The 26,191-nt window shown below is 41.7% G+C and carries 21 protein-coding genes; 9 read left to right on the top strand and 12 right to left on the bottom strand.

The features are described 5' to 3' along the window. The 7 genes from PSE69_RS13725 to PSE69_RS13695 form a co-directional block, all read right to left on the bottom strand. The coding region (locus tag PSE69_RS13725) for an SGNH/GDSL hydrolase family protein (protein WP_272675280.1) at window positions 1–959 on the bottom strand (959 nt) is incomplete at its 3' end. Then, window positions 946–2,364, bottom strand: coding sequence for an MBOAT family O-acyltransferase (locus PSE69_RS13720; protein WP_036944032.1), 1,419 nt, complete (start codon window positions 2,362–2,364; stop codon window positions 946–948). The genes PSE69_RS13725 and PSE69_RS13720, both read right to left, overlap by 14 nt. Window positions 2,365–2,624: 260 nt before the next feature. Continuing rightward, window positions 2,625–3,431, bottom strand: coding sequence for a protein bax (locus tag PSE69_RS13715; RefSeq protein ID WP_014656915.1), 807 nt, complete (start codon window positions 3,429–3,431; stop codon window positions 2,625–2,627). Window positions 3,432–3,910: 479 nt separating this feature from the next. Then, complete coding sequence (locus PSE69_RS13710; protein ID WP_121875106.1) at window positions 3,911–5,056, bottom strand: DUF4056 domain-containing protein; 1,146 nt, start codon at window positions 5,054–5,056, stop codon at window positions 3,911–3,913. Beyond that, entirely contained in the window at window positions 5,056–6,207 is a 1,152-nt protein-coding gene (locus tag PSE69_RS13705) for a BamA/TamA family outer membrane protein (protein WP_014656913.1), read from the bottom strand. The genes PSE69_RS13710 and PSE69_RS13705 overlap by 1 nt, the downstream gene beginning before the upstream one ends. Beyond that, complete coding sequence (locus PSE69_RS13700; RefSeq protein WP_014656912.1) at window positions 6,207–7,208, bottom strand: hypothetical protein; 1,002 nt, start codon at window positions 7,206–7,208, stop codon at window positions 6,207–6,209. Before PSE69_RS13700 ends, PSE69_RS13705 begins: the two co-directional genes overlap by 1 nt. Before the next feature lie 216 nt (window positions 7,209–7,424). Beyond that, window positions 7,425–7,607 (bottom strand): hypothetical protein, encoded by a 183-nt coding sequence (locus PSE69_RS13695; RefSeq protein ID WP_004925981.1) that lies wholly within the window; start codon window positions 7,605–7,607, stop codon window positions 7,425–7,427. A gap of 236 nt (window positions 7,608–7,843) precedes the next feature. Here PSE69_RS13695 and PSE69_RS13690 point away from each other — a divergent pair, with 236 nt between their 5' ends. Together PSE69_RS13690 and PSE69_RS13685 are read left to right on the top strand one after the other, a co-directional pair. After that, window positions 7,844–9,304 carry a DUF4026 domain-containing protein gene (locus PSE69_RS13690; protein ID WP_004925984.1) on the top strand — a complete coding sequence of 487 codons (1,461 nt, stop codon included), beginning with the start codon at window positions 7,844–7,846 and terminating at the stop codon, window positions 9,302–9,304. Between the two features lie 81 nt (window positions 9,305–9,385). Continuing rightward, window positions 9,386–9,841 carry a regulatory protein RecX gene (locus tag PSE69_RS13685; protein ID WP_014656910.1) on the top strand — a complete coding sequence of 152 codons (456 nt, stop codon included), beginning with the start codon at window positions 9,386–9,388 and terminating at the stop codon, window positions 9,839–9,841. Window positions 9,842–9,861: 20 nt separating this feature from the next. Here PSE69_RS13685 and PSE69_RS13680 read toward each other — a convergent pair whose 3' ends face one another. Then, window positions 9,862–10,161, bottom strand: coding sequence for a PAAR domain-containing protein (locus tag PSE69_RS13680; protein WP_004925989.1), 300 nt, complete (start codon window positions 10,159–10,161; stop codon window positions 9,862–9,864). Window positions 10,162–10,925: 764 nt separating this feature from the next. Between PSE69_RS13680 and dcuC the strand changes: the two genes are divergently transcribed. The 4 genes from dcuC (at window position 10,926) to arnT (ending at window position 17,843) form a co-directional block, all read left to right on the top strand. Then, complete coding sequence (gene dcuC, locus PSE69_RS13675) at window positions 10,926–12,284, top strand: anaerobic C4-dicarboxylate transporter DcuC (RefSeq protein WP_004925992.1); 1,359 nt, start codon at window positions 10,926–10,928, stop codon at window positions 12,282–12,284. A 298-nt stretch (window positions 12,285–12,582) separates the two neighbouring features. Next, window positions 12,583–13,830, top strand: coding sequence for an aromatic amino acid transport family protein (locus tag PSE69_RS13670; RefSeq protein ID WP_004925994.1), 1,248 nt, complete (start codon window positions 12,583–12,585; stop codon window positions 13,828–13,830). 608 nt (window positions 13,831–14,438) lie between these two features. Beyond that, complete coding sequence (locus tag PSE69_RS13665) at window positions 14,439–15,713, top strand: bifunctional O-acetylhomoserine aminocarboxypropyltransferase/cysteine synthase (RefSeq protein WP_121875107.1); 1,275 nt, start codon at window positions 14,439–14,441, stop codon at window positions 15,711–15,713. A gap of 480 nt (window positions 15,714–16,193) precedes the next feature. Next, complete coding sequence (arnT, locus tag PSE69_RS13660) at window positions 16,194–17,843, top strand: lipid IV(A) 4-amino-4-deoxy-L-arabinosyltransferase (RefSeq protein WP_004925999.1); 1,650 nt, start codon at window positions 16,194–16,196, stop codon at window positions 17,841–17,843. 56 nt (window positions 17,844–17,899) lie between these two features. On the opposite strand, the gene PSE69_RS13655 is transcribed toward arnT, so the two are convergent. The 4 genes from PSE69_RS13655 to PSE69_RS13640 are packed head-to-tail and all read right to left on the bottom strand — an operon-like array spanning window position 17,900 to window position 22,738. Next, window positions 17,900–18,076, bottom strand: a complete 177-nt coding sequence (locus PSE69_RS13655) for a hypothetical protein (RefSeq protein WP_004926002.1) — start codon at window positions 18,074–18,076, stop codon at window positions 17,900–17,902. After that, window positions 18,073–21,177: a MexW/MexI family multidrug efflux RND transporter permease subunit gene (locus PSE69_RS13650; RefSeq protein ID WP_004926005.1), complete on the bottom strand. Its 3,105-nt coding sequence runs from the start codon at window positions 21,175–21,177 to the stop codon at window positions 18,073–18,075. The genes PSE69_RS13655 and PSE69_RS13650 overlap by 4 nt, the downstream gene beginning before the upstream one ends. 10 nt (window positions 21,178–21,187) lie before the next feature. After that, entirely contained in the window at window positions 21,188–22,297 is a 1,110-nt protein-coding gene (locus PSE69_RS13645; RefSeq protein WP_004926007.1) for an efflux RND transporter periplasmic adaptor subunit, read from the bottom strand. Between the two features lie 12 nt (window positions 22,298–22,309). Then, window positions 22,310–22,738, bottom strand: a complete 429-nt coding sequence (locus tag PSE69_RS13640; protein WP_004926011.1) for a DoxX family protein — start codon at window positions 22,736–22,738, stop codon at window positions 22,310–22,312. 159 nt (window positions 22,739–22,897) lie between these two features. On the opposite strand from PSE69_RS13640, the gene soxR reads away from it, so the two are divergent. From soxR to uhpC, 3 genes are all read left to right on the top strand, one after another. Further along, window positions 22,898–23,395 (top strand): redox-sensitive transcriptional activator SoxR, encoded by a 498-nt coding sequence (soxR, locus tag PSE69_RS13635; protein ID WP_004926014.1) that lies wholly within the window; start codon window positions 22,898–22,900, stop codon window positions 23,393–23,395. Between the two features lie 506 nt (window positions 23,396–23,901). Continuing rightward, on the top strand, window positions 23,902–24,693 hold the full coding sequence (locus PSE69_RS13630) for an inositol monophosphatase family protein (RefSeq protein WP_004926017.1): 792 nt from the start codon (window positions 23,902–23,904) through the stop codon (window positions 24,691–24,693). Window positions 24,694–24,729: 36 nt separating this feature from the next. Further along, window positions 24,730–26,037: an MFS transporter family glucose-6-phosphate receptor UhpC gene (gene uhpC, locus PSE69_RS13625; RefSeq protein WP_036942056.1), complete on the top strand. Its 1,308-nt coding sequence runs from the start codon at window positions 24,730–24,732 to the stop codon at window positions 26,035–26,037. Window positions 26,038–26,191: the final 154 nt, after the last annotated feature.

Here is a 26,191-nt window from a genome sequence, read left to right as displayed (position 1 = left end):
AAATAAATTTCACCACTGTTTTCGACTTCGGATTGATAGAGACTCCTTAGGAACCTCATACCTTCTGATAGAGTAGATTTGCGCATATTGGGAGGGCCAACCCAGATAACATCGACATTATGTTGGCGCGCAGTCGTTAATATATCATTAATGCGAGAACGATACACCTGCTCCCATATTTCGCTTTTAAACTTCACATATTTATAGCCCGTATCTGGTGGCATATCCCATGGGTCATTAGGGCCAAGGAAAACCACCAGCACTTTAATTTTAGGGTTATCATTCAACGCTTTAGAAATGGTTTGCGGCCAATTAAAAAAGCGTGGATAAGCAAGCCCCGTGCTTTGCTTACTCAGGTTAATGCTATCGATATTATAGTGTTTCAATAGCATATTCTTCACATGTGGTGCGACACCTTGCATCATCGAATCACCCGCAAACAGAACCTGATCACCTTTCTCTAATTTCGCCACCGTTTTAGGCTCAATAGGCCCGGTATGAGCGACTTTTACTGGACCGAGTTTGTTGCCCTTTAATGTCGCCCGCGCTTGTTGGCGTTTGAGTAATTCAGGGAAGGTGACAGAGAGAGATTCTGCCGGATAGAGATAGCCATTAATAAAATGTAGCCCAACTTGATAGCCTTCAGGAAAGGTGCGTTTGCTATTTTCATTTGCGATGGCAAGTGCTTCTGCGTCTTTAGTATCTTGAGCATGCTGCCCTGACACATGATAGAGGAAAGTACTACCCGCAGCGAGTGAACCCTCATTTAAATAAGCACCATAATCCCAAACAGGGTTTCCAGACAGAGACGCCCAAGGGGGATCGCGGTGATATTTTTGCTGCCAAAAACGCTCTAATGAACCTTGATTGAGCCAAATTAATAATAGCCCTACGACCAAAACAATAAAAAAGACTTGTCCGGTTTTTATTAGATTTCTTTTAAACTCAGAAGTTAGCATAAATAAATCCCGGCATTCCTGAAGGTGAAAGCATAAACATAACAGTCAAAATAAGCGCGAGTGGAATAGGGTAATAGTACCAAGCTATATTTTGGTACTTTTTCGCAATATAGTGATATGACTGTACAAAATAAGGGTACAACAGCAATAATGCCCAAAATGCGATTAATAGGCCGAGGCTGGAGCCTATCGATGCAATAAATCCAGGCGCCCCAAACTGTGAGATCATCATGAGTGCGTCATCAAAGGTTTGGCTGCGGAAGAATATCCAAGCAAAGCAGACAAAATGGAATGTCACAATGCGCGATATAAGTGTGGTCGCGGTGTGATTAAATCGATTATTGGCCCAACCTAATTTTTCCATCCATAGATTCTTAAGGTTGAGTAAGACAATCCCTAGGCCATGAATGGCTCCCCAAATAACAAAGGTCATTGCCGCACCGTGCCATAATCCAGAAATCACCATTGCCAAAAAGACATTCGTATTCATCCGACTAAAGCCTTTTCGGTTGCCTCCTAGTGGGATATAGATATAGTCACGGATAAATGTCGAGAGGCTAATGTGCCAACGCGCCCAAAATTCCTTTAAGTTGGCGGCCATATAAGGCGCATTAAAGTTAACAGGAACTCGAAAACCTAAGAGTAAGGCAATACCAGTTACTAAGTTGGTATAACCTGAGAAGTTAAAATAAATATTCCATGCATAGGCATAGGTTGCGACGAGTATTTCCCCTGCACTGAAGCCTGCTGGCGCATCAAAGACAGGGTTCACAAAGTTTTCCGATAAATAGGCACTAAATAGAAACAGTTTAACCAGCGCTAATGAAATAAGTAGGATTGCTTTTCGCGCATCCAGTATTTCGCGGCTTTCTGCTTGAATTTGTGGAATAAAATTCTTTGCTCGGTTAATTGGACCAGCGACAATACTCGGAAAAAAGCTAAGGTATAGCACGACATCGAAGAAATCGGCTTTGGGGATCTCTTTGCGGCAAACTGAAAGTGTATAGCTGACGGAATGGAAAGCATAAAAAGAGAGTCCAAGCGGCGCTAATAATTCAATAATAGGTAAACCTACATTAAGCCCCAATTTATCGAAGGTTTGCTGGAGTGTTTCTTGAAAAAATGAGTAGTATTTAAATGCAGTAAAGCAACTGATTATTCCTATCGCGAGTAATGTAAATACCCATTTATTGGAAAGCCAATTTGAAACCCAATTAGTAAGAAAATAAATAAATAGGGTATAGCCGAATAAGATATAAGCAAAATCGGGATTAAAGGAATAAACAAAAAAATAACTTGCGGTTATTAGTAGCCCATTTTGAAGCTTCGCACTAGGCTGGCAGCTCCAGTAAATAAGGAAAAATACCAAAAAAGAGCCAAGAAACTCGAATGAGAAAAAATTCATATAAGACTCAGATTGTTAATTATTGTTGCATACTCGTCATACATCAAGTTAGCGGCGCTACCGACTACATTTATTCACACGTGCCACAAAATAGGGGATCTACTTAGTGTGTGTTTCTGTATCGCTTAACGGCATCTCGAATTATTTGAAGTATAAATGTGTATTCACATCATATTAATAATCGGCCTGGTTGCAATAAGAAAAAATCCACTTTATAAAAAAGTGGATTTTAGATGAGTACTTGTACCTGGTGATACAAATTAAATTCGAGTCGATGCCGTTTTTTGAGCTTGTGTAATCAGTTCTTCATTGCTCACGTACATCTCTTGCAAATAACGGTTATAAGAGGAACCTAGTTGTGAATACCCTTTCATATCATTGATAAGCTTGGTTGTATCTAGCTCATCTTTTGATAAACGTTGTTTTGCTCTAGACGATCGTAGTGACTCGTAAGCATTGTGAGTATTCATATTCTTCATATAGGCAGACACGGTCTCTTCAACAGAGTTATAGGCGGAATAGCCTTTAATTTTCCCCTGATTGACTTGGCAACCTCTGCCGCATCTCATACCAAATAAATTACCGTTTTGCTGTGCTAGCTGTGACGTTCCCCAACCTGACTCAGTGGCTGCTTGGGTCGCAACCAAATGGGTTGGCATGATATCAACACGGCTTAACAGCTTATCCCAATTGACTCTATTTGGGCTGGTACAGGTCATACCATAGCTATTACATATTTGAGCTAGACGGCGAAGTTCTTGTGCGCTCCACTTTTTGTTTTTGCGTACAGAAAGTAACCATTTACGCTCAGCCATGATTTCTTGATTGACTTTTTCAATCACAGGGACAATCGTTTTTAAAAACGCTTTCTTACGTGGTGTACCGGATGGGTATTTTCGCAAATCAGGCAGAGGTGTATGAGCCTGATTTGAGCTCTGCACGGCCTTGTGAGAATACTCTTTCTTGAGTGTGGTACTGGTACTTGTTGAGCCAAAACTCAACCCCGAAAATAAAAATAACAGTAAGAAAGCGAAGACGGCGTTTGTCCTCATCGTTCGAGAGGGCATTTGCTTCTCCTAATTTCTCTGAACAAAAATCGAGCGAATAGTAACAGAATAATTTTTGGGTAGCTACTTTTATCCGGCTGACTTTAGCTAAATTACTGCATTTTCACATTGTGATTTATTTTTTGTTTAACTTATCCTTGTTTAATAATGTTTTTGTATTTCTTATGTTAATATTACACTTAAAACTAATAAATATTAATGATGTATTGATACAAAAAACAAGTTAACCTAACTCAAATATGGGTAAATAACATACAGTTCACCTCGTTATTATAAGGTTATTTTGCTTATTTATTAAGCGATCGATAGCCTGTTTTTTATACAAAATTGGTAATTTGCGTTTTTATCAAAGGGTGATGATATTAATATGAGCAGTTTTCGGGTGAAAAAATGAGCTATAAAATGCGGAGGAGGGGGTGAAAAATCGGTGGAAATTTAGCCTAAGTGAGCAATCTCCACCTATTTTCGTTTAGGTTGTTTTAAAACGACAATCGCTGCTGCTGTTGATCCTGTTTTTGCGCTTTGGTGGATAAAGCTGGAAAATCAGCGACGGTCCAATAGGTTTGCGGAATAGGCAATTGGGCCATCTTTTTTGTCGGTAATAACCTAAGTTGCGCAAGCTGGTGTAAAACATAGCCTCGATACTCGTTAGGCAAACTTAAACGTAAGTGCTCAGTGGGTATCATTTGCAAAGGTATTAAAGGATAACGATTATCTGAGGTATCGTAGTCACGGGTTAACACAAGGAATTTTTCAGGAACTCGTTGGTAGCTATTCCACCATAAGCCATCGACACGGTCGAACATCTTCCGAGTTTGTGATTTACTATTCGCACCTAGCTGCTCCAATGCGATAGGCAGGGTGTTTTCCAGAGATTGAGAAAACATCGGCAATGATTGCGCTCTCCCCTGTAAAATTAATGTCATGGCTAAACGGGCGCCAAGTAGGTTGGAATAGAGGTCTTCTGGTGAAAAAGCTGAGATCCCCTCGGAAAAGCCGGGAACAGATTGGTAACCATACCATTGGGCAATTTCATGCCAAGCTGCTAGCTGGAATGCCAATTTTGCTGCTAAATAAGCGCTAAGTGTATAACGCTCCTGAGCGGAAGTCGGGGGCGCAAATGAGTGGAAGACGATTTGTCGGCTAGCCAGTTCATCACTTAATTTGAGCGTCCAGCCTTCCCCCAGTTTTGGGTAAATTTGACTAAACAAAAAGAGGGTATAGTCAGCCGTGTCCCTGACATGGGAAATATCGATAAACCCGCCTTTCTCGCTATATAACAGGCCAACCTTTTCCTTACTCACGCCCATTAAAGCGGCGGTGGCCCCGAAAAAGCTATCGTTATAATGATGTTCACCTAACTTATCGGCTTCGACGATATTATCAATCGTATAGAAAGGAACTGGGATACCCCAAAGTTGTGCGTGCAGATCATAGCCAAAAGCGCAACAGGCTCTTAGGCCTTGAGGCGGTGCTAGAGGGGATAATACTGGCCATGTCTGAGTCGCTGATTCGTGAGTATCACTACTCAGCTCAGGAAGGACGCTGGGTAGCTTGTAGGGGGGAGTGCTTTGGCATGCTGCTAATAATAAAGTGAATATAAGCATGATTAATCGCTGTAACATTAAAAAGCTTCCCCTACTTGAAAATAAAAACCAGTGCTATTGCGACCAACCCCAAAATCGAGCCGTACATTCATACGTGGTTTGAATTCAAAACGATAACCGACACCCGTGGTAGGCAACCAATGACCTTCACCTAATTCAGCCGTTTTATCGCTCATCGTGCCTGTACCTACCCAGCCGACGATACCATGACGCCAATCGAGTTTATGCCGTAACTCTAATTGTGTCGTAAAAATATTATTATCGCGATAGCGACCTTCATAGTAGCCTCGCATACGATTGGCGTTACCTAATAATGACAGCTGATCCCATGGTACTTCACCCGTGGTAAATCGTGCATAGTTATCGAGTGCTATGACTGTGTTTTCAGTGAGCTCGTGGTAATAGGCGTATTGTAATTGGGTACTTTGAAAACGTGTATCGCTGCCAAAACTCGGCGAAAAATAAGTGTAGACCGCTTCGAAAGCCTGCCCGTGATGCGCATTTGGCAAAAAGTCGCGTGTATCATAACTAAAGTAGGCACTCATGCCTGAATTAATAACAGACTGCCCGCCAATTGATTGTTGAAAATAACGTTTAGCACCATCATCAGGGTCGTTAGCATTAATAGAAGAAAAGTTCCAGCCGAGCCCAATATAAGTAGCGTCGGTGAGACGATAGAGTGCACGAGGCGTAATTTCAAATTCTTGAGAGTGATATTTTTCTTTATTATGGTCATTCTTACCGGCGGCGTAACCTTTCCCCCAATAGTAGGTTGGAATATTGTTTAACGTACCAGAAACAAATAACCGCCATTGGTCATGGTCAATAAAGTTATAGTTGGTAAAGTTAACGCCAAATGCGCCTGTAGAAGAGGCAAAGCCACTTAAACCTATTGAAGACGGTTGAGTCTCTTTATCATTTTTATCAATGCGGTATAACCCCACTAATGCAGTACCTATACCAATCCCCATTTCGGGGGTGTAGAAAGGGCCGGGCAATAACCCCCAATCAATGGTTTTACTCTCATCGAAATGGTTTGTACCACCAAGATCATTTAACCAGCCATCAATTTTTTGCCGATCAGGTAGCAGTTCTGCTTGCGTGGGGAGGGCAATAAAAAGGCTGAGCAGTGTCAGCCTTAATAAAGAAGAGTGTTGTTGCTGCAGCATTAAAAACGAAACTCACCTGAGATATAAAAACTATTGCGGTTATTAAAGCCAACTTCGGTCAGAACATTAAAATTGCGAGTCAGTTCAACGCGTGCGCCGACAATGTTATTCCATTTATGGGCAAGATGTTGTTTAACATCGAATTTTGTGTCACCGGGTGCAAATATCATCCATTTGCTTAAATCAGGAGGTAGATCAAGCTTACTGATATCCCCTTTAAAACGTTGGGTAATATCTTGGTACATAGCACCAGTCCAAACTTGAATTTTTGTATTTCCTTGACCGCTAATCAGAGGATCAAAAATAAACTCATAACCCACACGTGGGGTAATAACTAAGGCTGAGATATCGCCGTCTAAAATATCTAGATTTGTTCTAGTATAGTTAGCATCTAAGGTTGTAAAGAATTGGTTGTACCCGCCAGCAAAAGTGACACCACCGCCGTATGTTTTCCCTTCATACTCTAATTCGAAAGGTAAATTCTTCCCGATAGGGATAATCCAATCTGTGCCCCAAGGTAATTTCATTCGGGCTTCTACGTTATTTAGATTTGTTTTTGATGTTCCTTTTGTTTTTCCATAGAGCCCATACACATTCATAAAAGGGAACACCCAAGCATCAAGCTTTAAGACATGTGACTCATTTTTACTACGTGTATGCCCAGTTTCGATATGGAGTAATTTCTCTAAGTCCATATTTGAATTAGAAATAAAACCGATTTTATCCACGACAACATCTTGACGCAGGTTCATATAGCCGTAGCTCACACCAAAAGGCTCTGGGATATCGTAACCGCGGGCGCGTGCTTCATCGCCCCAAATTGGTAATACACGAGATTCGCTTGAGGATGAGCGCGTAATACCACCTTCGCTGTTATTTTGTGGAACGCCAGACTCACTCATGGTGATTGAAAAAAGTGGGCGATCACTATCAGCAAAGCTGACAGGAATAGAAAAACAACAAGAGAGTAGCAACGCTTTGCTAAGTTGAATGCGTGTCATAAATAGGCTCAACATTGAAATAAACAAGGGAAAACAAGTCTATAAAAGACGAGTGGTAAGTTTAGCATAATAGGGGAATTAATAGATGGCGTTAAATGCTGTGTTTGAAGAAAACTTGAGCTTGGTCAATTACTTTTTATAGTCTATTAGATTGAGAAGGAAGTGTTCACAAACAATAAAAGAAGCGGGGAGCTTCTTTTATTGACGATCGTCTGATTATTTCTGTTTGTTTTGATGAAAATGCACACGCTCATGGAAGTAGGCTTTTAAATGATCTTCCATTTGGTGTACTTTTTGCTCTAATGCATTGATCAAAACATCATCATTGTTCATATCAAAAACACGCTCCATCGCGAGCTGATCAACGTACTGTTTTTGCTCTTTGGTGAGTTCTGCCATATCTAAAGCCCATATTTAAATGTCATAAAAGAGAGTATCCAAGAGGATAGTTGAATTAAGGTTATTGTGCCTGAGTGACTTCGGATTGAAAAGTAGAATAAGTTGTTGTCGAATAATGACTATTTCTAAATATACAGATAATCATTTTAATATGAATTCGTTAAGATTATTCACAATATAAAACGATAGACTAAGCTGCTATCCTTTGCCGAGTAAATAAATTATAGGCTTATATAATGAATAATAAACAACAATACCTCGATATTGCCGCCGGTAAAGGTGAAAAAGAAGCATCTATGATGGTGGCAATCCCTGCCTCTGAATTAACGTTATCTCTCTTAGAGCTACGTTTAGAAGAGCAAGACTATTTTACTGAAGGTGAAATTGATTATTTACCTGAAAGTGAAAGTGATTTTTTCTTTTCATGTAAACGCGGAGAAGAAGAACTGCGTTTTTATGTCTCATTAGTGGATAGTGATCCTGAGTACGTCATTAATCCCTATTTTTCAACCGATCCAATCAGCCCGGAATTGTATGCAGAGGCAAGCGCTGCACCGCAAGCGGTGATTGTTGAGTGTCTATTTCGAGACCAGCCATTGGTTAGCTATCTACAGCAACTAAAACTTATTCAAATATTAGTCCCTGATTTATTGTTGGGGCTTGATTTATCGGCGGCAGGGAAAGTCTTTACTCGTGAATGGTTAAATTTCCAACTTATCGATGACTTAATGCCAAGTATCGATTCTTTATATGTTGTTCACGCTATTTATGATCATGACGAAAGTGAAGAGCAAGAGAACGAGGAGCGTGGCCCAACCATGTATTGGTTCCACACGCATGGCCTTGCACGTTGTGGCTTATCCGAAGCGGAAATCATTATTCCACATCCGATTGCTTCTTATTACGGTATTCCAGAGCTATTTTGGAGCTTTGTTAATAACAGCATTACACATGGCAAAATTGAGTTTAATGAACCAATTTTTATCGGACAAACAGAAAGTGGTTATGAGTATTTAGTGGCGCTACCGTTTGAAGAAGGCTTAAAACATGTTGGGCAATCAACGCCAATTGATAATTTGAAACCACTCGAAGAGATGAATTATGAATTTGGCGATGCTGATTCCAACCGTTTTATGGGGGATTGGCAGGATCGTGATGAGTCTCATCAACATCCGTCTGTGATGCTCTTTAGAGTGACACAAGAAGAACCAGTTTTAGAAAGCTTTTTTAAAGGTTTTGAAGATCAAAACGCCATGATGTTTATGCGTACCGACGAAGAAACGGCGGATATGTCTCGTAAGGCTAAATTGCGTTGGGAATACTTTACCCATATGCTGGATAACTATGGTCCGAAACCTGTAGTACAGAAAAAAGGCTTCTTTTCTAAGCTACTTGGAAAATCAGACACCGAAGAAGAGAGCGAATGGCGTTTCTTGGTGAAATGTGGCATCGGTTATCGTGACGAGGAAGATGACTACGATGGCCATGAGCATATGTGGTTTGAACCCGTTTCATGGAACGGTGATCAGTTTGAGGGGCGCTTGATCAATCATCCTTTCTATGTGAAGACGATGCAGGAAGGGGAAGTATATCCTTTGACTCGTGATGATATCACCGACTGGACCATCTATTACCAAGACGGTAATTATACTCCGGATACCATTTATAAATTACTGTCTGGGTCTCAAGTGCATTAAATCTCTGCTTAGCTGCACTCGGATAATTTGGCGTATAGAATGGGTACTTTGAGTACCCATTTTTATTACAGAGTGTCGTATATGAATGAAACTGAATTATATCAATATGCGTTATTTATGCTGTCTCGCCGTGATTACGGAACGGCGGAATTATCAGCACGCATGAAACGGCGTATGTATGAAAAAAATGACGGTATTATTGACGAGCCGTTGATTGAGCGGGTAATTGAACGTTTAGGTGAACAGCATTTCCTGAATGATACTCGCGTCATAGAGCTACAGTTACGTAGTTATATTCGTAAAGGTTATGGACCATTACGGATCAAGCAGGAATTACGCCAAAAAGGTTTTACTGCGACTTTAATTGAACAGCAGTTTGAGCAGCTTGATGTGGATTGGTTTGAGCTTGCGACGGATGTGCGTTGTAAAAAATTCGGCGATGAAATTCCTCGCGACTTTAAAGAAAAAAGCAAGCAAGTCCGTTATTTACAGTATCGAGGTTTTTCAGGTGATATGATTTTTGAACAGTTTCGATAACCCATCATTTAATTTTTTAATCACATTCCTGCGCGTACACGCCCCCTCAAAGCAACTAGGTTGGTGCGGCTAATCGGTTTTCTCCAATTCCAGATAAGTGCTATTTGCAATACGACGTGAATAGTTTTTACTCTAGGAGGCATTATTACGGCCTTGATAGTGCCTGTTTTTTTACACGCCGGACAAAAGACTTTCATACCCTCTGTAGCGATATCGATATCTTTCCGACTAGCAACATCGCTTCCTTCTAATACAGTACCGCCCGTTGATGTGGTATCTCCTTTTTGAATTACTTTACGGTTATCAATGGTGCAGCGCATTTTCTTCTTTGTGCCTAATCAATTCGTTTTCCTTGACGTACTAAATGCCAAATGGTTGTGCCTAGATCATTTTTACCCACATCAAAAGCAAAATCCCCTTGCTCAAAATAGGCCTCTAATGGAGATCCTGTTTCATTGTGGTAATACCTGTCCACTCCCCATTAATTAAGACACCCTTAACTAGCGTTTTCTAACTGTTGACTGATTTCCCTGTATTGCATGGCTAACTGACTGTCCTGTGCCGCGAATTCCCCGACACACTGAGATAACGTGCTGATAACGCGCTCTTACGCTTGTCGTCCATGGTGCAGTTGGTCAATTCGATATTGTGGCTCTGCGTCTGATATCTTTTGGCTGACCGTTTTCACTCGGTCAGGTTCTGATACTCGCTCATGCTCCAATACGTGAGAAACAGACTGATCCCTGCCAATATCAACACCAGTACGTCCCCTTTAAACGCAAATTTTTCCCTCCAGTTTATCCATCGCGATCAGGAAATAGCTGTCTACGGTGAAGCAAATTCTGTGCTGTTTGATGAGGTACAAACGGCGCTGCACGTGGCGTGTCGAGATAATGGTTTCTCCGCTCGGCAGTGGGCTAGTCTTTCTTTTCCCATCCTTATAAAATTATTTACCATTTAATGTATTGCTAATGTGTTTATTTGTCATAATTATCTGATATTGACATGATCCGCGTCAGTAAATCCCGTTCATATCTTGGGCAAAGTACCATCAAATAAAAAATGAAACAGGCAGGGGAAGTATATGATTGAGTTGTTAATTGGCGTCATCGTCGCGATAGGCGTTGGGCGCTATATTATCAAAGGCTATTCAGCAACGGGTGTGTTGATGACAGGCGGTATTTTACTCCTGATCATTACCGTGCTTATGGGGAAAAGTATTTTACCAGAAGCAGTAAAACCTACGGGATGGCGTGCGACCGACATTATTGAGTATATAAAATACTTATTGATGGATCGTGGTGGCAACTTAGGGATGATGATCATGGTGTTGTGTGGGTTTGCCTCTTATATGACCCACATTGGCGCAAATGATGTTGTTGTCAAAATTGCGTCAAAACCATTAAAGATGATCAACTCACCTTATATGTTGATGGTTGCCGCTTATATTGTCGCTTGTTTAATGTCATTGGCCGTTTCTTCGGCGACGGGGCTAGGGGTATTATTAATGGCGACCTTGTTCCCTGTCATGGTAAATGTGGGGATTAGTCGTGGCGCCGCAGCCGCTATCTGTGCTTCACCAGCGGCCATTATTTTAGCGCCAACTTCTGGCGATGTGATTTTAGCGGCAGAAGCTGCCGAAATGCCGCTCATTGATTTTGCTTTTAAAACGACGTTACCTATTTCAATTATTGCGATCGTAGCCATGTCTATCGCTCACTTCTTCTGGCAGCGTTTCCTCGATAAAAAAGAGCAGGTCAACACAGAAATGTTGGATGTGAGTGAAATTAAAACTCATGCTCCGACTTTTTATGCCATCTTACCGTTCACCCCGATTATTGGTGTGCTGATCTTTGATGGTAAGTGGGCGCCTGAATTACACATCATCACAATTATTGTTGCTTGTATTATTTTGGCGGCAGTTATTGAATTTTTACGTAGTTTCAATGCCAAACAGGTCTATTCGGGGTTAGATGCCTGTTATAAAGGTATGGCTGATGCATTTGCCAGTGTGGTGATGCTGTTGGTGGCCGCTGGGGTCTTTGCACAAGGCTTAAGTAGTGTTGGCTTTATCAAGGGGCTAATTGGTTTAGCGCAATCCTTCGGCTCTGGTGCAATAGTGATGATGATTGTACTGGTCATTATCACCATGTTAGCGGCGATGACAACAGGCTCAGGGAACGCGCCTTTCTATGCCTTTGTTGAACTTATTCCTCATTTAGCAAAACAGATGGGAGTGAATCCAGCCTATTTAGTGATCCCTATGTTGCAGGCTTCTAACCTAGGACGAACATTATCACCCGTTTCTGGCGTTGTCGTCGCGGTATCCGGTATGGCAAAAATATCACCATTTGAAGTGGTCAAAAGAACCTCCGTTCCTGTATTAGTGGGCCTTTTGGTGGTGATTATTGCAACGGAAATTTTGGTTCCAGTATATCGCTGATCACTTTTTAGTGTTGTGATTGGAAAAGCGGCTGAAGCGATCTTTTTTCAGCCGCTTTTTTATTTGAAGGCGGATAGTTAATCACGCTAGTAATCGAAAATTTGTTAATTTTTAGTGTGTTTCTTTAAATAAAATAAGGTTTTTTATTTTTTATTCTCCCCCATTTTTCCCTATTAAGCGCCTTTTTTGAGATCTGCACCAAAAAGACAAACAAAAGCCGGAAAATAAGCTAGGTACTCAATAGTAATTGATGCAAAATCCGCACATCTTTTTTATATGAACAATTAATGATAATGCTATGAAGACGACAGACAAACCAGTTAACAAATGGACTTATAAAGATTTTACATGGGTCTTATCTTTATTCGGCACCGCGGTTGGTGCGGGTGTGTTATTTCTACCGATTAAAGCAGGAAGTGGCGGTTTTTGGCCGCTGGTAATACTTGCATTGATTGCGACGCCAATGATTTGGTTAGCACATAAAGGATTGGCTCGTTTTGTTTTATCCGCGAAAAATCCCAATTCAGATATTACGGATACGGTAGAAGAGCATTTTGGTAAAACGGGGGCGAACATTATCACGTTTGCCTACTTTTTCGCTATTTACCCAATCGTTCTGATTTACGGTGTGGGTATCACTAACACGGTTGACTCCTTTTTAGTTCACCAGTTACACATGGAGCAGATGCCACGTTGGCTACTGTCTGGGATATTAATTGGTGCGATGACGGCGGGTGTGTTGTTTGGGCGTGACTTGATGTTACGCCTGACTTCCGTGATGGTTTATCCTTTAGTTTTCATTTTGTTAGCTTTGTCCATCTACTTTATCCCTAGATGGAATACCTCTATGCTAGAAGTGAGTCCCGATTGGGCCGCAATGCCAGTCGTTATCTGGATGGCGATCCCGCTTATCGTGTTCTCATTCAACCATAGCCCGATTATCAGCCAGTTTACAAAAGATCAGCGTCAGCAATTCGGTGATAATGCGGTCATTAAAACGGATATGATCACAGGCGGCGCAGCATTGATGCTCACTGGATTTGTGATGTTTTTTGTTTTTTCGGTGGTCTTGTCATTAAGTCCTGCTGAGCTTAAAACCGCAAATGACAAAAACATTAGTGTGTTATCTCATATGGCGAATATTGACTCATCGTCGATTATCTCTTACCTCGGGCCGATTGTTTCTTTTACCGCTATCGTATCAAGTTACTTTGGACACTTCTTAGGGGCACATGAAGGCTTAGTTGGGTTAATTAAATCTCGTACTTCTTTCTCAGTGAGAAAAATTCAAACGGTATCCATGCTGTTTATTGTTCTCACAACATGGATTGTCGCTATCAAAAACCCAAATATTATCTATATGATTGAGACGCTGGGTGCGCCAATGATAGCTGCTATTTTGTTTATTCTGCCAGTCGTTGCGATGCGTATTGTGCCGGCGATGAAAAAATTCAGCACATCAATTGTTGCGCAGATCTTCACCATTATTTGTGGTTTAGCGGCTATCACTTCCGTCCTTTATGGTCTATTGCAACAATTACTCTAACAACTCCCCTCCTGTATGAGGGGGCTCACCCTAATAGGTACATAACGCTCTGATATTTAGGCCCGTAAACGGGCCTTCAGATAGAGGAGCGTTCACTACGCAAAGATGCGTCTCGTATTCTTACTCACCATATCGACAGCGTTCCCTCTACATCAAAATGCGCTATAGCGATATTTAAATTGCCAAAGCGTTCACTTTTCTTTCAGATATTCTGTCGAATGTGTGCCTTCTGCATTTCGGTGAAAAATAATAGGATATTCACACTTCCATCTAGTAAACGCTAAGCTTTTCGCGTTCTCCATTAGGGGCCTTTTTGATTTCTTTTTTAATCTTTGTGATTGCTAGGTCGCGGCTGTTTTAACAAATTAAAAGAGGCTTTTTATATTTTAAAGTTATGATTAAGCACTTAATAAATCACGAATGACACGGCGTTACTCCTTCGCCCTTGTTAATCAATAGGATATTCAGCTATGTGAAATAATTTCACATTGAGATGGGTTGTCTGCTTAATACAATTAGATAATATCTATTGATATAACAGATACGTAGTAAATACAGATATGCTATATCAGGTCATATTGTTTACTGCGGCATAATAAGGATAACAAATGAAATTAGAAACATTATCGATTCATGCCGGCTACTCACCCGATCCAACCACCAAAGCGGTTGCTGTTCCTATCTATCAAACAACGTCTTACGCTTTTGATGATACACAACATGGCGCAGATCTGTTTGACTTGAAAGTCGCGGGAAATATTTATACCCGTATTATGAACCCTACCAATGATGTTTTAGAGCAACGCGTTGCCGCCTTAGAAGGCGGGATTGCTGGGCTGGCTGTAGCATCTGGGATGGCGGCAATTACGTATGCTATCCAAACTATCGCACAAGCGGGCGATAATATTGTTTCGGTTGCCAAATTGTACGGTGGTACTTATAACTTAATGGCGCATGCACTACCTCGTTTTGGTATCGAAACGCGTTTTGCAGAACATGATGATTTAGCCGCTTTGGAAGCTCTGATTGATGATAAAACCAAAGCCGTATTTTGCGAATCTATCACTAACCCTGCTGGGTTTATTGTCGATATTGCGGCATTAGCGGAAGTGGCTCATCGCCATGGTGTGCCTCTAATTGTGGATAACACGGTGGCAACACCTTATTTATGCCGTCCATTTGAACATGGTGCTGATATTGTCGTGCATTCCTTGACTAAATATATTGGCGGTCATGGCACTTCTATTGGCGGAATGGTCGTAGACTCAGGTAAGTTCCCTTGGACTGAGCATGCAGATCGTTTTTCGTTATTGATTGAGCCAGATATTGCATACCATGGAGTTAGCTATACTGAGCATTTTGGTGCGGCAGCTTTTATTGCTCGCTGCCGCGTAGCACCATTACGCGGAACGGGGGCCGCGCTTTCTCCATTTAATGCCTTTTTGATTTTACAAGGGCTAGAAACGTTGGCTTTGCGTATGGAGCGCCATACAGAGAATGCATTGAAAGTCGCACAGTTTTTGGAAAAACACCCTCAAGTGGCTTGGGTGAAATACGCGGGGCTGCCTAGCCACCCTGAGCATGTGTTGGCGCAAAAATATATGAATGGCAAGCCTGCCAGTATTATGTCGTTCGGTATTAAAGGTGGGCAGGACGCTGGGGCGCGTTTTATTGATGCTTTAAAATTAATCGTCAGGCTGGTCAATATTGGTGATGCTAAATCATTGGCGTGCCATCCAGCTTCAACAACTCACCGCCAGCTTAACGATGCTGAATTAGCGAAAGCGGGGGTTTCACGTGACATGATCCGCCTTTCTATTGGTATTGAACATATTGATGATATTTTGGCGGATCTTGAACAAGCGCTGCATGCTGCGCAATAAAGCCATCTACTGAATCAAGCTACTTAATATGTGCGATTATTGATAATACAATATTTATCGATAATCGCTTTTTTGTATCGCTTTATTTTATTTAAGTCTATTACTCCATTGATGGGTATTTGTCATCGTTAATTGATGTTATCGAATTAAGAGAGTAATTAAACGAATGATTATGTCTTAAATATTTTATGGAATAATGTTTTAACGTTGAACTATTTTAAACCACTCCAGTCTTACATTACCGAAAAGCTTGAAATGTGCGTTAACACTTTATTTTATATTCATTTATTGATTGTTTAAGAACGGCAAATTAATTTTTTATTTGTTTATATGAGGTTTACTCACACTGATGATAATAGTGTGATTAACCTGATTAAAGCTAAATAATAGCCCGATGTTATGTCACTTTAAGGTGAACAATAATATTCAGGTTTATATCTAATTATTATTAAACATTTATCGAAAGAATGGTTGAGAAACATGATTATGGCAAATAATAAGGTTGCCTACCTTAAGTGGTGCCTGCTATTTGGGTTTGTATTACTCACTTATTTTATTCCTCTTCCGGGGCGGCTTCTTTGGCAACCTGATGAGTTACGTTATGCTGAAATAAGTCGAGAATTGATTCTAAGTTATAACTGGAGCGTACCTGAACTTCTCAATATTCGTTATTTTGAAAAGCCCATTTTTGGGTATTGGGTAAACGCATTTTTTCAAATGCTGTTTGGTGAGAACAACGTTTCCGTTAGGCTTGGTGTTGTTTTTAGTACCTTAATCAGTGCATTGTTTGTTTATCTCAGTGCAAAAAGGGCATGGCAAAAAGCCGATCTTGCATTTAATGCCACACTGATTTACCTCTCAATGCTCATGATACTCGCGATGGGAACATACAATATCCTTGACCCGATATTGACCGCGTTTATCACAATGGCGATTTTCTTTTATCAGTGGGGGCTAACAACACAGGTTTTTTCACAAAAGCTAACCGCCTTTATCTTATTAGGTATCGCAGGTGGATTAGGGCTGATGACAAAAGGCTTTTTGGTTTTAGTCATCCCAGGCTTAGTGATTTTTTTAACGTCAATTTACTATAAACAGTTTAAGGAAGTTTTCTGCTTTGCCTTTGTGGCTTTGTGCAGCATGTTTATTGTCTGCTTGCCTTGGGCCATCATGATTGCTAGTCGCGAGCCAGATTATTGGCGTTATTTCTTTTGGGTGGAACATGTGCAGCGCTTTATGTCAGAGAACGCCCAAAACCGTTCACCTTTCTGGTTTTATATTCCAATAATGCTTGCAGCAGTATTACCTTGGCTGGGCTATTTTTTTGCTTCACTGATAAACAGTGTTCGCCAAAAAGGGCTACATCTCTATTTCTTGCTGTGGTTCTTAGTTCCTTTCATCTTTTTTAGTATTACGAAAGGGAAGCTACTGACCTATATTTTGCCTTGTATTGCCCCCGTTGCGATCTTAATGGCCGCGTATATTGATAAGATACAGCAACAACAACAGACTGGCGCTATCCGTTTGAATGCCATTATCAATATTTGTATTGGCTTATTTACGGCAGCGGCAATCTTCTTTTTACCTTACTTTGGGCAACTCGATATTTATGCGGCAGATGAAGATAATAAGCGGTTACTTGCAGCAAGCGCATTTTTATTTTGGGGCGTGATCGGCATCATTTCATATCGCAGACGTTTTTGGGCGTGGGCAGCGGCATGTACTTTGGTATTGAGCCTCAGTGTGGGGTATGTGATCCCAAATCATATCGCCAGCAATAATACGCCACAAAAGCTCATCGAAAAATATCGCCCTCAGCTATCGAATAAAACCTATTTATTGACGAATAATGTGGGGTTAGGTACGGCACTCGCATGGGTTTTAAAGCGTAGTGATATTACGATGCTCCATCAAAGTGGTGAATTGAGTTATGGGTTGAAATACCCAGATGCAGCAAACCGCTTCTATCGGTTAGATCAGTTACCTACCTTGTTAGAGCAACATAATTATCAGGATGTTGCGGTCGTTGTTGAAGGCACGCAAGATAGGATATTAAATTCGTTACCGGGGAAACCGATTATTATTCGAGAGGGGAATTTAGTTTTAGTCCTCTATGAGGGCCGAAAATAATCGCATGCTCAACAAAAAAGCCGCATAGTGACTATGCGGCTGATTATGTATTTAGGCTATCTCGTGGCCTTATAGAAGGTTGGTACCTCTTTTTCATGCGAGGATTTAGCTTCGCTACTTGTTAGCCCATGATAAATCATTAGCATAGCAAAGCTATTGTTCATCGTACTCATTTCGTTGCCACTGATACCTCGACTATTTTTCGAATGACGATTCGTTATGCTGTGGTTCATGACGCTTTCTCCTCATCTTCTTTTAGCAGGCGGTTCGCTTCGGCAAGCTCATAACGCCTTGGTGTTAATGCGGTTGCACTGTGATTACGTGCAAGCAATGAGTAAATGGTTGGTAAAACGAACAGTGTGAATAGGGTTCCAACTAACATACCTGTGACAATCACTAAGCCCAGACCGAAACGGCTGTTTGCGCCCGCACCTGTCGCAAATAACAGGGGAACTAGGCCAATCACCATCGCGGCAGTTGTCATCAAAATGGGGCGTAAACGAATTTGAGCGGCTTTCAAAATAGCTTGGCGCTTGTCGAGGCCCTCATGAGCTTGTAATTCGTTAGCAAACTCCACCATCAAAATACCGTGTTTACTGATGAGGCCAATGAGCGTCACCAAGCCAATCTGGGTATAAATATTGAGGGTGGCATATCCCAAGGCGAGAGGAATTAATGCCCCACAAATTGACAACGGTACGGTGATTAAAATAATCAGTGGGTCGACTAAGCTTTCATACTGTGCAGCAAGAACCAGATAAATGATGATGAGCGCCGCCATAAACGCAAAGGCGAGGGTATTGCCTTCTTGCTTATATTGGCGCGAATCAGATTGCCAGTCATGGCTGAAACCTGCGGGTAGTGCACTAGCAATACTCTCTAAGTAAGAAACGGCTTGTCCTAATGTGACGCCCGGTGCAGGGATAGCTTGGAAAATCGCCGCATTTTGCTGATTGAACTGAGTTAACTTGTTCGGTTCAATTTGCGTATTGATCTCAACAACTGTTGATAGCGGGATCATTGTGCCATCTTGTGCTTTGACATAGTGACGAGCAAGCGCATCGGGTGTTAATCGTTGGCTGCGTACACTTTGAGGGATCACATCATATGAACGTCCGTCCATACCAAAGCGGTTAATATAGTTTTCACCAACCAATAATGTGAGTGATTCACCGATATCTTGCATGCTGATACCAAGACTATTGGCTTTGGAGCGGTTAATTTTGACTTCAACCACAGGGTTGTTGTAGTCAAGATCACTGTCTACGACCATAAACAATCCACTTTCGCGAGCTTGTTGCTTGATCTCTTCCATGGTTTTATACAAAACGGGGTAACCTTGTGGGCTACGCAGCACCATTTGTACTGGCAAACCGCCTGTAGAGCCAGGTAGAGCCGGTAACTGGAAGACAAAGATACTGTTACCTTCAACGTCACCTACTTTAGCTTGTAAGTCTGATTGAATGGCAGAAGCAGGGCGATCTCGTTTCTCCCATGAGGTGAGGTTAGTTCCCCCAAAGCTTGATGAAATACCGTCTGTGCCATTGATGATCCAAGTACTTTCCGTCTCAGGCAATTCCATCATCACATCATGCAGTTTATGAGAAAAGCGCTCTACATACTCTAAGTTAGCATGTTGTGGTGACTTAATTGCCGTCAATACGGCAGACTGGTCCTCAACCGGCGCGAGTTCACGGGGGGCTGATTGGTACAGGAGAGGTAAGCTGATGAAGACAAATACCGCGATAATGCCGGTGATCCAACGATGCCTCAGTGAGAAATTCAGCCCTTTGGTATAGTAATGAGCGAGGAAAGCGAAGAACTTTTCCGCCATATGTGCCATGCGGCCTTCATTCTGTTTTGAGTTCAACATAAACGAACTCATCACAGGTGATAAAGTTAAGGCCACAATACCTGAAACAATCACGGAGCCTGCGAGCGTCAAGGCAAACTCTTTAAACAACGCCCCTGTTAGACCAGACATCAAGCCAATCGGTGCATACACCGCTGCTAATGTGATGGTCATGGCAATCACAGGCCCTGCCACTTCACGAGCGCCTATCAGTGCAGCGAGAACTGGCGATTTACCTTCCTCAATATGACGATGGACGTTTTCCACGACAACAATGGCATCATCCACCACCAATCCGATGGCAAGCACCATGGCAAGTAACGTTAATAAGTTGATACTAAAGCCAAACGCCATCATTAGTGCGGCGGCCCCTAACATTGACAATGGGATCGCCAATATAGGAATAATAACGCTGCGAATAGAGCCTAAGCATAAATAAATAACAGCAATAACAATCAATAATGCTTCAACCAACGTATGGAATACTTGATCGATTGAGGCTTTGATAAAGCGAGAAGTTTCAAATGCCATCTCTACTTTAACGTTCGGTGGTAACGTTTTAATGATATCAGGCATCAATTTATTCATACCATCGACAATCACCAACGGGTTCCCGGTTGGGGTTGCAAATAGGCCTAAATAAATTGCAGGCTCTCCATTCATCAAACCACTGGTTTCAGTGGCTGCGGCACCTAGCTCTATAGTACCAACATCACGTAAACGCACTAACCCATTACCATCGTTGCGTATGACTAAGTCTTGGAATTCAGAGACGTTAGTCAGATCTGTATTCACATAGACGTTAGAAATCACATACTCGCCTTTCACTTTACCGGGCGCCGCTTGGTAGTTATTTTGGCGAACCGCTTGCGCAACATCTGCGGCAGATAATCCTCGACCCGCAAGTTTATCGGCATCTAACCATAAACGCATGGCTAACTGTTGACCACCAAACACTTGTACTTTTGCTACACCTTCGATGGAGGAGTACATCGGCTCAACAACCCGAGATAAATAGTCCGTCAGTGCCGGAATAGAAAGGGTTGTACTGGAAAAACCGATATATGCAACAGCGGTAGATTCACCGGAAGACAGCTCTATAACTGGGTCATAAGCTTCTTTTGGAAGCTTGTAGCGAACCTGATTAACTTTCGCCATGACTTGTGCAAGTGCTTGCGTTGAATCACGGTTAAGCTCCATTCGTACGGTCACTAAGCTACTGCCCTGTACAGAGGAAGAGGATAAGTAATCGACCCCTTCGACAGAAGAGACAGCTTGCGCAATAGGCTGAGTCACAAAGCCCTGCATCAACTTAGCGGATGCGCCGGGGTATTGTGTAGTGATAGTAATGGTAGAACTTTCCAATTGTGGATACTGGCGAATAGGCAATTTACTTAATGCAAACAACCCTATCAATACAATCAATGAACTCACAACCAGCGCCAAAACGGGTCGGCGCACAAAAACATCAGTAAATTTCATTGCGCCTTCCTTATGAATCCTGAGCGGTCTTAACCGGTGATTCTGCTAATGTATCTTGTGCGACAGGGGTGATGGCGGAGCCATTGTTAAGACGTAATTGCCCTGAGGTGATCACTTTGTCACCCAATTTTAGCCCTTGCTCAATTTCGATTTTGCCATCCCAGCGTTGGCCTGTTTTCACAGAGACTTGTTTTGCCGTCATTTTTTCGCCGCTGCCTTCAGCGATGAAAACTGTGTCACCATAGGCCGTATAAGTCACTGCCGTTTCAGGTATTGTTAGTACCTCACTGTTTGCTTGGCGTACGACATTCACATTGGCATACATACCCGCCTTTAACTCACCGTCACTATTTTCAAGCGTGGCTTGTAATTGGATGGTACGCGATTTACCCACTAATGGGTCGATGGCACTGATACGTGCAGGGAAGGTTTTACCTGGATAAGCATCGACATGAATATCAACAATTTGGCCAACATGTAACTCTGGCGCAGCTTGCTCATCAAGGGAAAAATTAAGTTTTAATGTTTTGGTATCGACGAGGCTTGCAATGGCTTCGCCGGGGCTGAGGTATTGACCCTCGTGAACCTGACGAATACCGATAGTGCCGTCAAATGGAGCACGGATCGCTTTTTGTGCAATCAACGCTTGTGTTTGCCGGATCAAACCTTGCGCGATATCACGTTCCGCACGAGTGCTATCGACCTGTGCTTCTGCAACGAGATGTTTAGCAGCCAAGGTACGGGTTCTGTCGTACAAACGTGCCGCATTGCGCAACTGAGCCTGATAGCGAGCTAAGTCAGCTTGTTCAACTGCATCGTTGAGTTGAACCAGAAGCTGGCCTTTTTTCACTTGTTGACCCGATTCAAAATTGATTTTGGTAATGCGGCCACTGGTTTCCGCCGCAACAAAGACTTGGCTGCCAGCCTCTAATTCACCGACACCATAAAAAGTGCGTGGTGCATTGTCTTGAGTCACTGGTGCTAATGCGACTTTCACCGGTGGATATTGGTAAGCCGCCTGTTCGTCTTTTCCGTCTTGGGCGTAGGAGGTGTAAATCGCTGCGCCACCACCAGCAACAATCAGCAGTGAGCACAGCGTGACAATTGTTTTTTTATTCATTATAAATACCTACTATTTCTGTGCCTTAACAGCGAAATAAAGATCACGGAAATGACCTGCGATGGCGACAGCCATTAATCCCCCAATGACAGAGGTGTGCTCAATAGCCCAAAACATCGCGAGTTTGGCTTCTTCACCGGTATAGCTCCAAAAAGTATGAACAATCACGATGGTCAGGAATAAAAATACGGCGAGAGCGCCAGTTCCAAGCCAAAGTAGGCGGTTAAAGAGTACTAATAGCGAGCCTACTAGCAGCACAAATGCAGAGGCGATGTTGAAGAACCAGTCTGGATGTAAACCTGCTGCGCGCATTTCTGCTAGGCTATTTTCATAGTCAAAAACCTTTGCTAAGCCAGATGAAATAAACAGAATTAATATCAGCAAGCGAGCGATAATCCATAATGTGTTACTTTCTAAAATTTTGGCAATTACCGATGGCATAGCCTATCCCCTTTAAAATCAAGTTAGCCTGCATGTCACAAAATAAGCGCTGTCACCACCTCATGCAGAAAATAGAATGGAATAATCTGAATTGACAAATTCAGTGGCTAGAACTATAAAACCTTAAGTTAAGTTGAGGTCAAGAGCAGGTAGTCAAAAATGGCTGAGAAAAACACGAAAACGACAAAAAGGCGTGGAGACGGTGAGCATAAGATTGATTTCACAAGGGCATTGACTGTCGGAGAGGTTGCTAAACGCTCTGGCGTTCCCGTTTCTACCGTGCATTTTTACGAGTCAAAAGGATTGATCCAAAGTACGAGAACACAAGGCAACCAACGACGTTTTCCGTCGGTGGTATTACGTTATATTGCGATTATCAAAGTGGCACAGAGCACAGGGATACCTTTAAAAGAGATCCAAGATGCGTTAGGTAAGTTTCCGGCTAACAGTAAACTGACTTCAGAGCAGTGGAAAGAGATGTCGACGGAGTGGAAAACCTCGTTGGATAGGCGGATCCGGCAACTGACTCGCTTACGTAATGAGTTAGACCATTGTATTGGTTGTGGCTGTTTATCTCTGAGTGAATGTCCACTGCGTAACCCTGATGATATTTTAGGGCGTAAAGGGCCGGGGGCTCGAATTTTAGAACGCCCATAACAAGTGGCGTGATGACTGGTGAAGTGAAATGTTATCGACTTGACCAGTCAACCCGCTTTGCGGGTCAGGAAAAGAGTCACTGAAAAATAGCACTAAATAATATTGAGTTTGTCACTCTTTTGCATCGTGTGGGTGAAAGACGAAACAGTAAAAATATTTGATTAAGTGAGTTACCTAAAGACTCGTTTATCTCCTGTCATTTGCTTACCTCTCTTTTTATAAACGAAATTTCGGCTGTTATGCCGAATTACGCACCATTTCTATTGAAACTCATCAAGACCATCTTCTTAAAATCCCTCAGTCTATAAATTGAAACATAAATGCAACAAAAAATTCACGTAGCCATTGGTTAGGTTATTGTGTTGTGCAACATGAATAGCAGTAAGGGTAAGTTTTTCGCTCGATAGGCATTCGTTGATAAATATAAAAATAAATAAAAAAACAGCTAGTTATCTAATCATTAAAGACGATGGTTATAGAAATTATAAACATAAAGAGAGGTCACTATGGATTATCGTATTTTTTTACAAGCAGCACATGTTGCGGCTGACAGGGCACGTTATATTCTCACTGAACATAGAAAAAATAAACTTTATGAACATATTTATTTCGATACTAAGGATGATGAAAGCCCAGTAACTGAAATTGATCAGTATGTTGAACGGGAAATAAGACAAATTATTCAAACGTTTCATCCCGAACATAATATTTTAGGTGAAGAATATGGCTTCCAGCTTGGTGAGTCAGAATTTACGTGGGTTATCGACCCGATTGATGGTACACGCCAATTTATTGCAGGTATTCCGATCTATGGAACATTAATTTCACTTTGTCACCACGGAGTACCTGTTATTGGTATTATCGAGCACCCTGCCGTATCTGAGCGTTGGGTAGGGGTTAAAGGTCATCCTTCCACTTTAAATGGTCGCCCAATTCAAACGCGTAATTGCACTCAGTTAGAGTTAGCTCTCATGTCTTCCAGTAATACAGAGCCTGTTTTACCTGAACATCGTGCAGGTTATGAACAGATTATTCCAAAAACAAAGTGGCGGGTCTATGGCGCGGCTTGCTACTCCTATGCATGCCTTGCAACAGGGCGTATTGATTTAAGTATTGATAGTGGTGGTATGCGGGAAGTGGATTATTGTGCATTAGTTCCTGTTATTGAGGGAGCTGGTGGGAAAATTACCGATTGGGAAGGAAAGCCGTTGACTATGCATTCAGGAAAAACAGTGGTTGCGGCAGGAACAACAGAACTTCATCAACAAGCATTAGATGTATTACACCAGTTTTTATAGCTAACAATAAAAATAATGGTTATTGAGGAGAATGTTATGTTCCGATGGATAAAAACGTTACCCGACCAACCCCCCATCACTGATAAACAGGAAATAGATAGGCTGTATCGTTATTGGCGTATTCATATTATGATCGCCCTATATGCCGGATATGCAACCTATTATTTTACCCGTAAAAGCTTTAATTATGTGATGCCTGAAATGATTAAAGACTTGGGGATTAGTATTGCTGATGTTGGTATATTAACGACTGCTTTTTATTTAGTTTATGGCTTTTCTCGTTTTGCTTCTGGCATAATGAGCGATGCCTCTAATCCCCGTTTTTTTATGGGAGTTGGATTAATCATAACAGGGTTTATCAACATTTTTTTTGGGATGAGCTCAAGTTTGTGGTTATTTACCTTCTTCTGGGTGTTAAATGCTTTTTTCCAAGGCTGGGGATGGCCACCATGTTCTAAATCATTAACTTCATGGTATTCACGCAATGAACGAGGTCTATGGTGGTCGATTTGTAATACATCTCATAATGTTGGTGGAGCGATAATCCCACTTTTAGCAGGAGGATTAGCGGTTCATTATGGCTGGCGTTATGGTATGTATATACCCGGTATTATCGCGATTATTGTTGGGCTATTCGTCTGTTTACGTTTAAGGGATAAGCCTTCTACGATGGGATTACCGACAGTAGGACATTGGCGTAATGATGAGCTTGAATTACAACAAGAAGCGTCTAGCCGTAAATTAAAACTTTGGCCGATATTAGTTCAATATATCTTTACCAATAAATATGTTTGGCTATTAGCCGTATCTTACATCCTTGTTTATATAGTACGTATCGGATTGAATGATTGGACTAATTTATATCTAGTTGAAGAGTATGGCTATGATTTAATTAAAGCTAACTCAGCATTATCATTCTTAGAAGTGGGTGGGTTTATAGGTACATTAGTGGCAGGTTGGGGGTCCGACTTCTTTTTTAAAGGAAACCGGACACCAATGAATATTATCTTTATGGTCGGAATTGGCGTAGTCGCTGCCTTTTTATGGCTATTCCCTGAAATGGGATACATGTTGATATCTGTCTGCTTCTTTTTTGTAGGCTTTTTTATCTTTGGTCCACAAATGTTAATTGGTATGGCTGCTGCCGAAGCTTCTCATAAAGATTCAGCAGGTGCCGCAACAGGGTTTGTTGGTTTGTTTGGTTATTTAGGTGCCGCCTTATCAGGTTATCCACTTGCGAAAGTCATTGAAACAGCGGGTTGGAATGGCTTCTTTATAACAATGATAATTGCGACGCTTTTATCGGCAGTACTGTTATTGCCTTTATTAGTGAAAAAGAAATAGATCAACGATAGCAGAGTAAAGGGTATTGGCGTTCATCACGTCAGTACCCTTTTATATGACTTAAATATAGCCTTAGGCGATTACGACAGATGTATGTGAACACAAGATGGTATAAGAAAAATAGCAAAACAGATAAAACCAACGAGTTATTGAT

The organism is Providencia sp. PROV122 (assembly GCF_028482365.1).
GTDB classification, from domain to species: domain Bacteria; phylum Pseudomonadota; class Gammaproteobacteria; order Enterobacterales; family Enterobacteriaceae; genus Providencia; species Providencia stuartii.
This window is presented reverse-complemented; position numbering and strand designations above follow the sequence as displayed.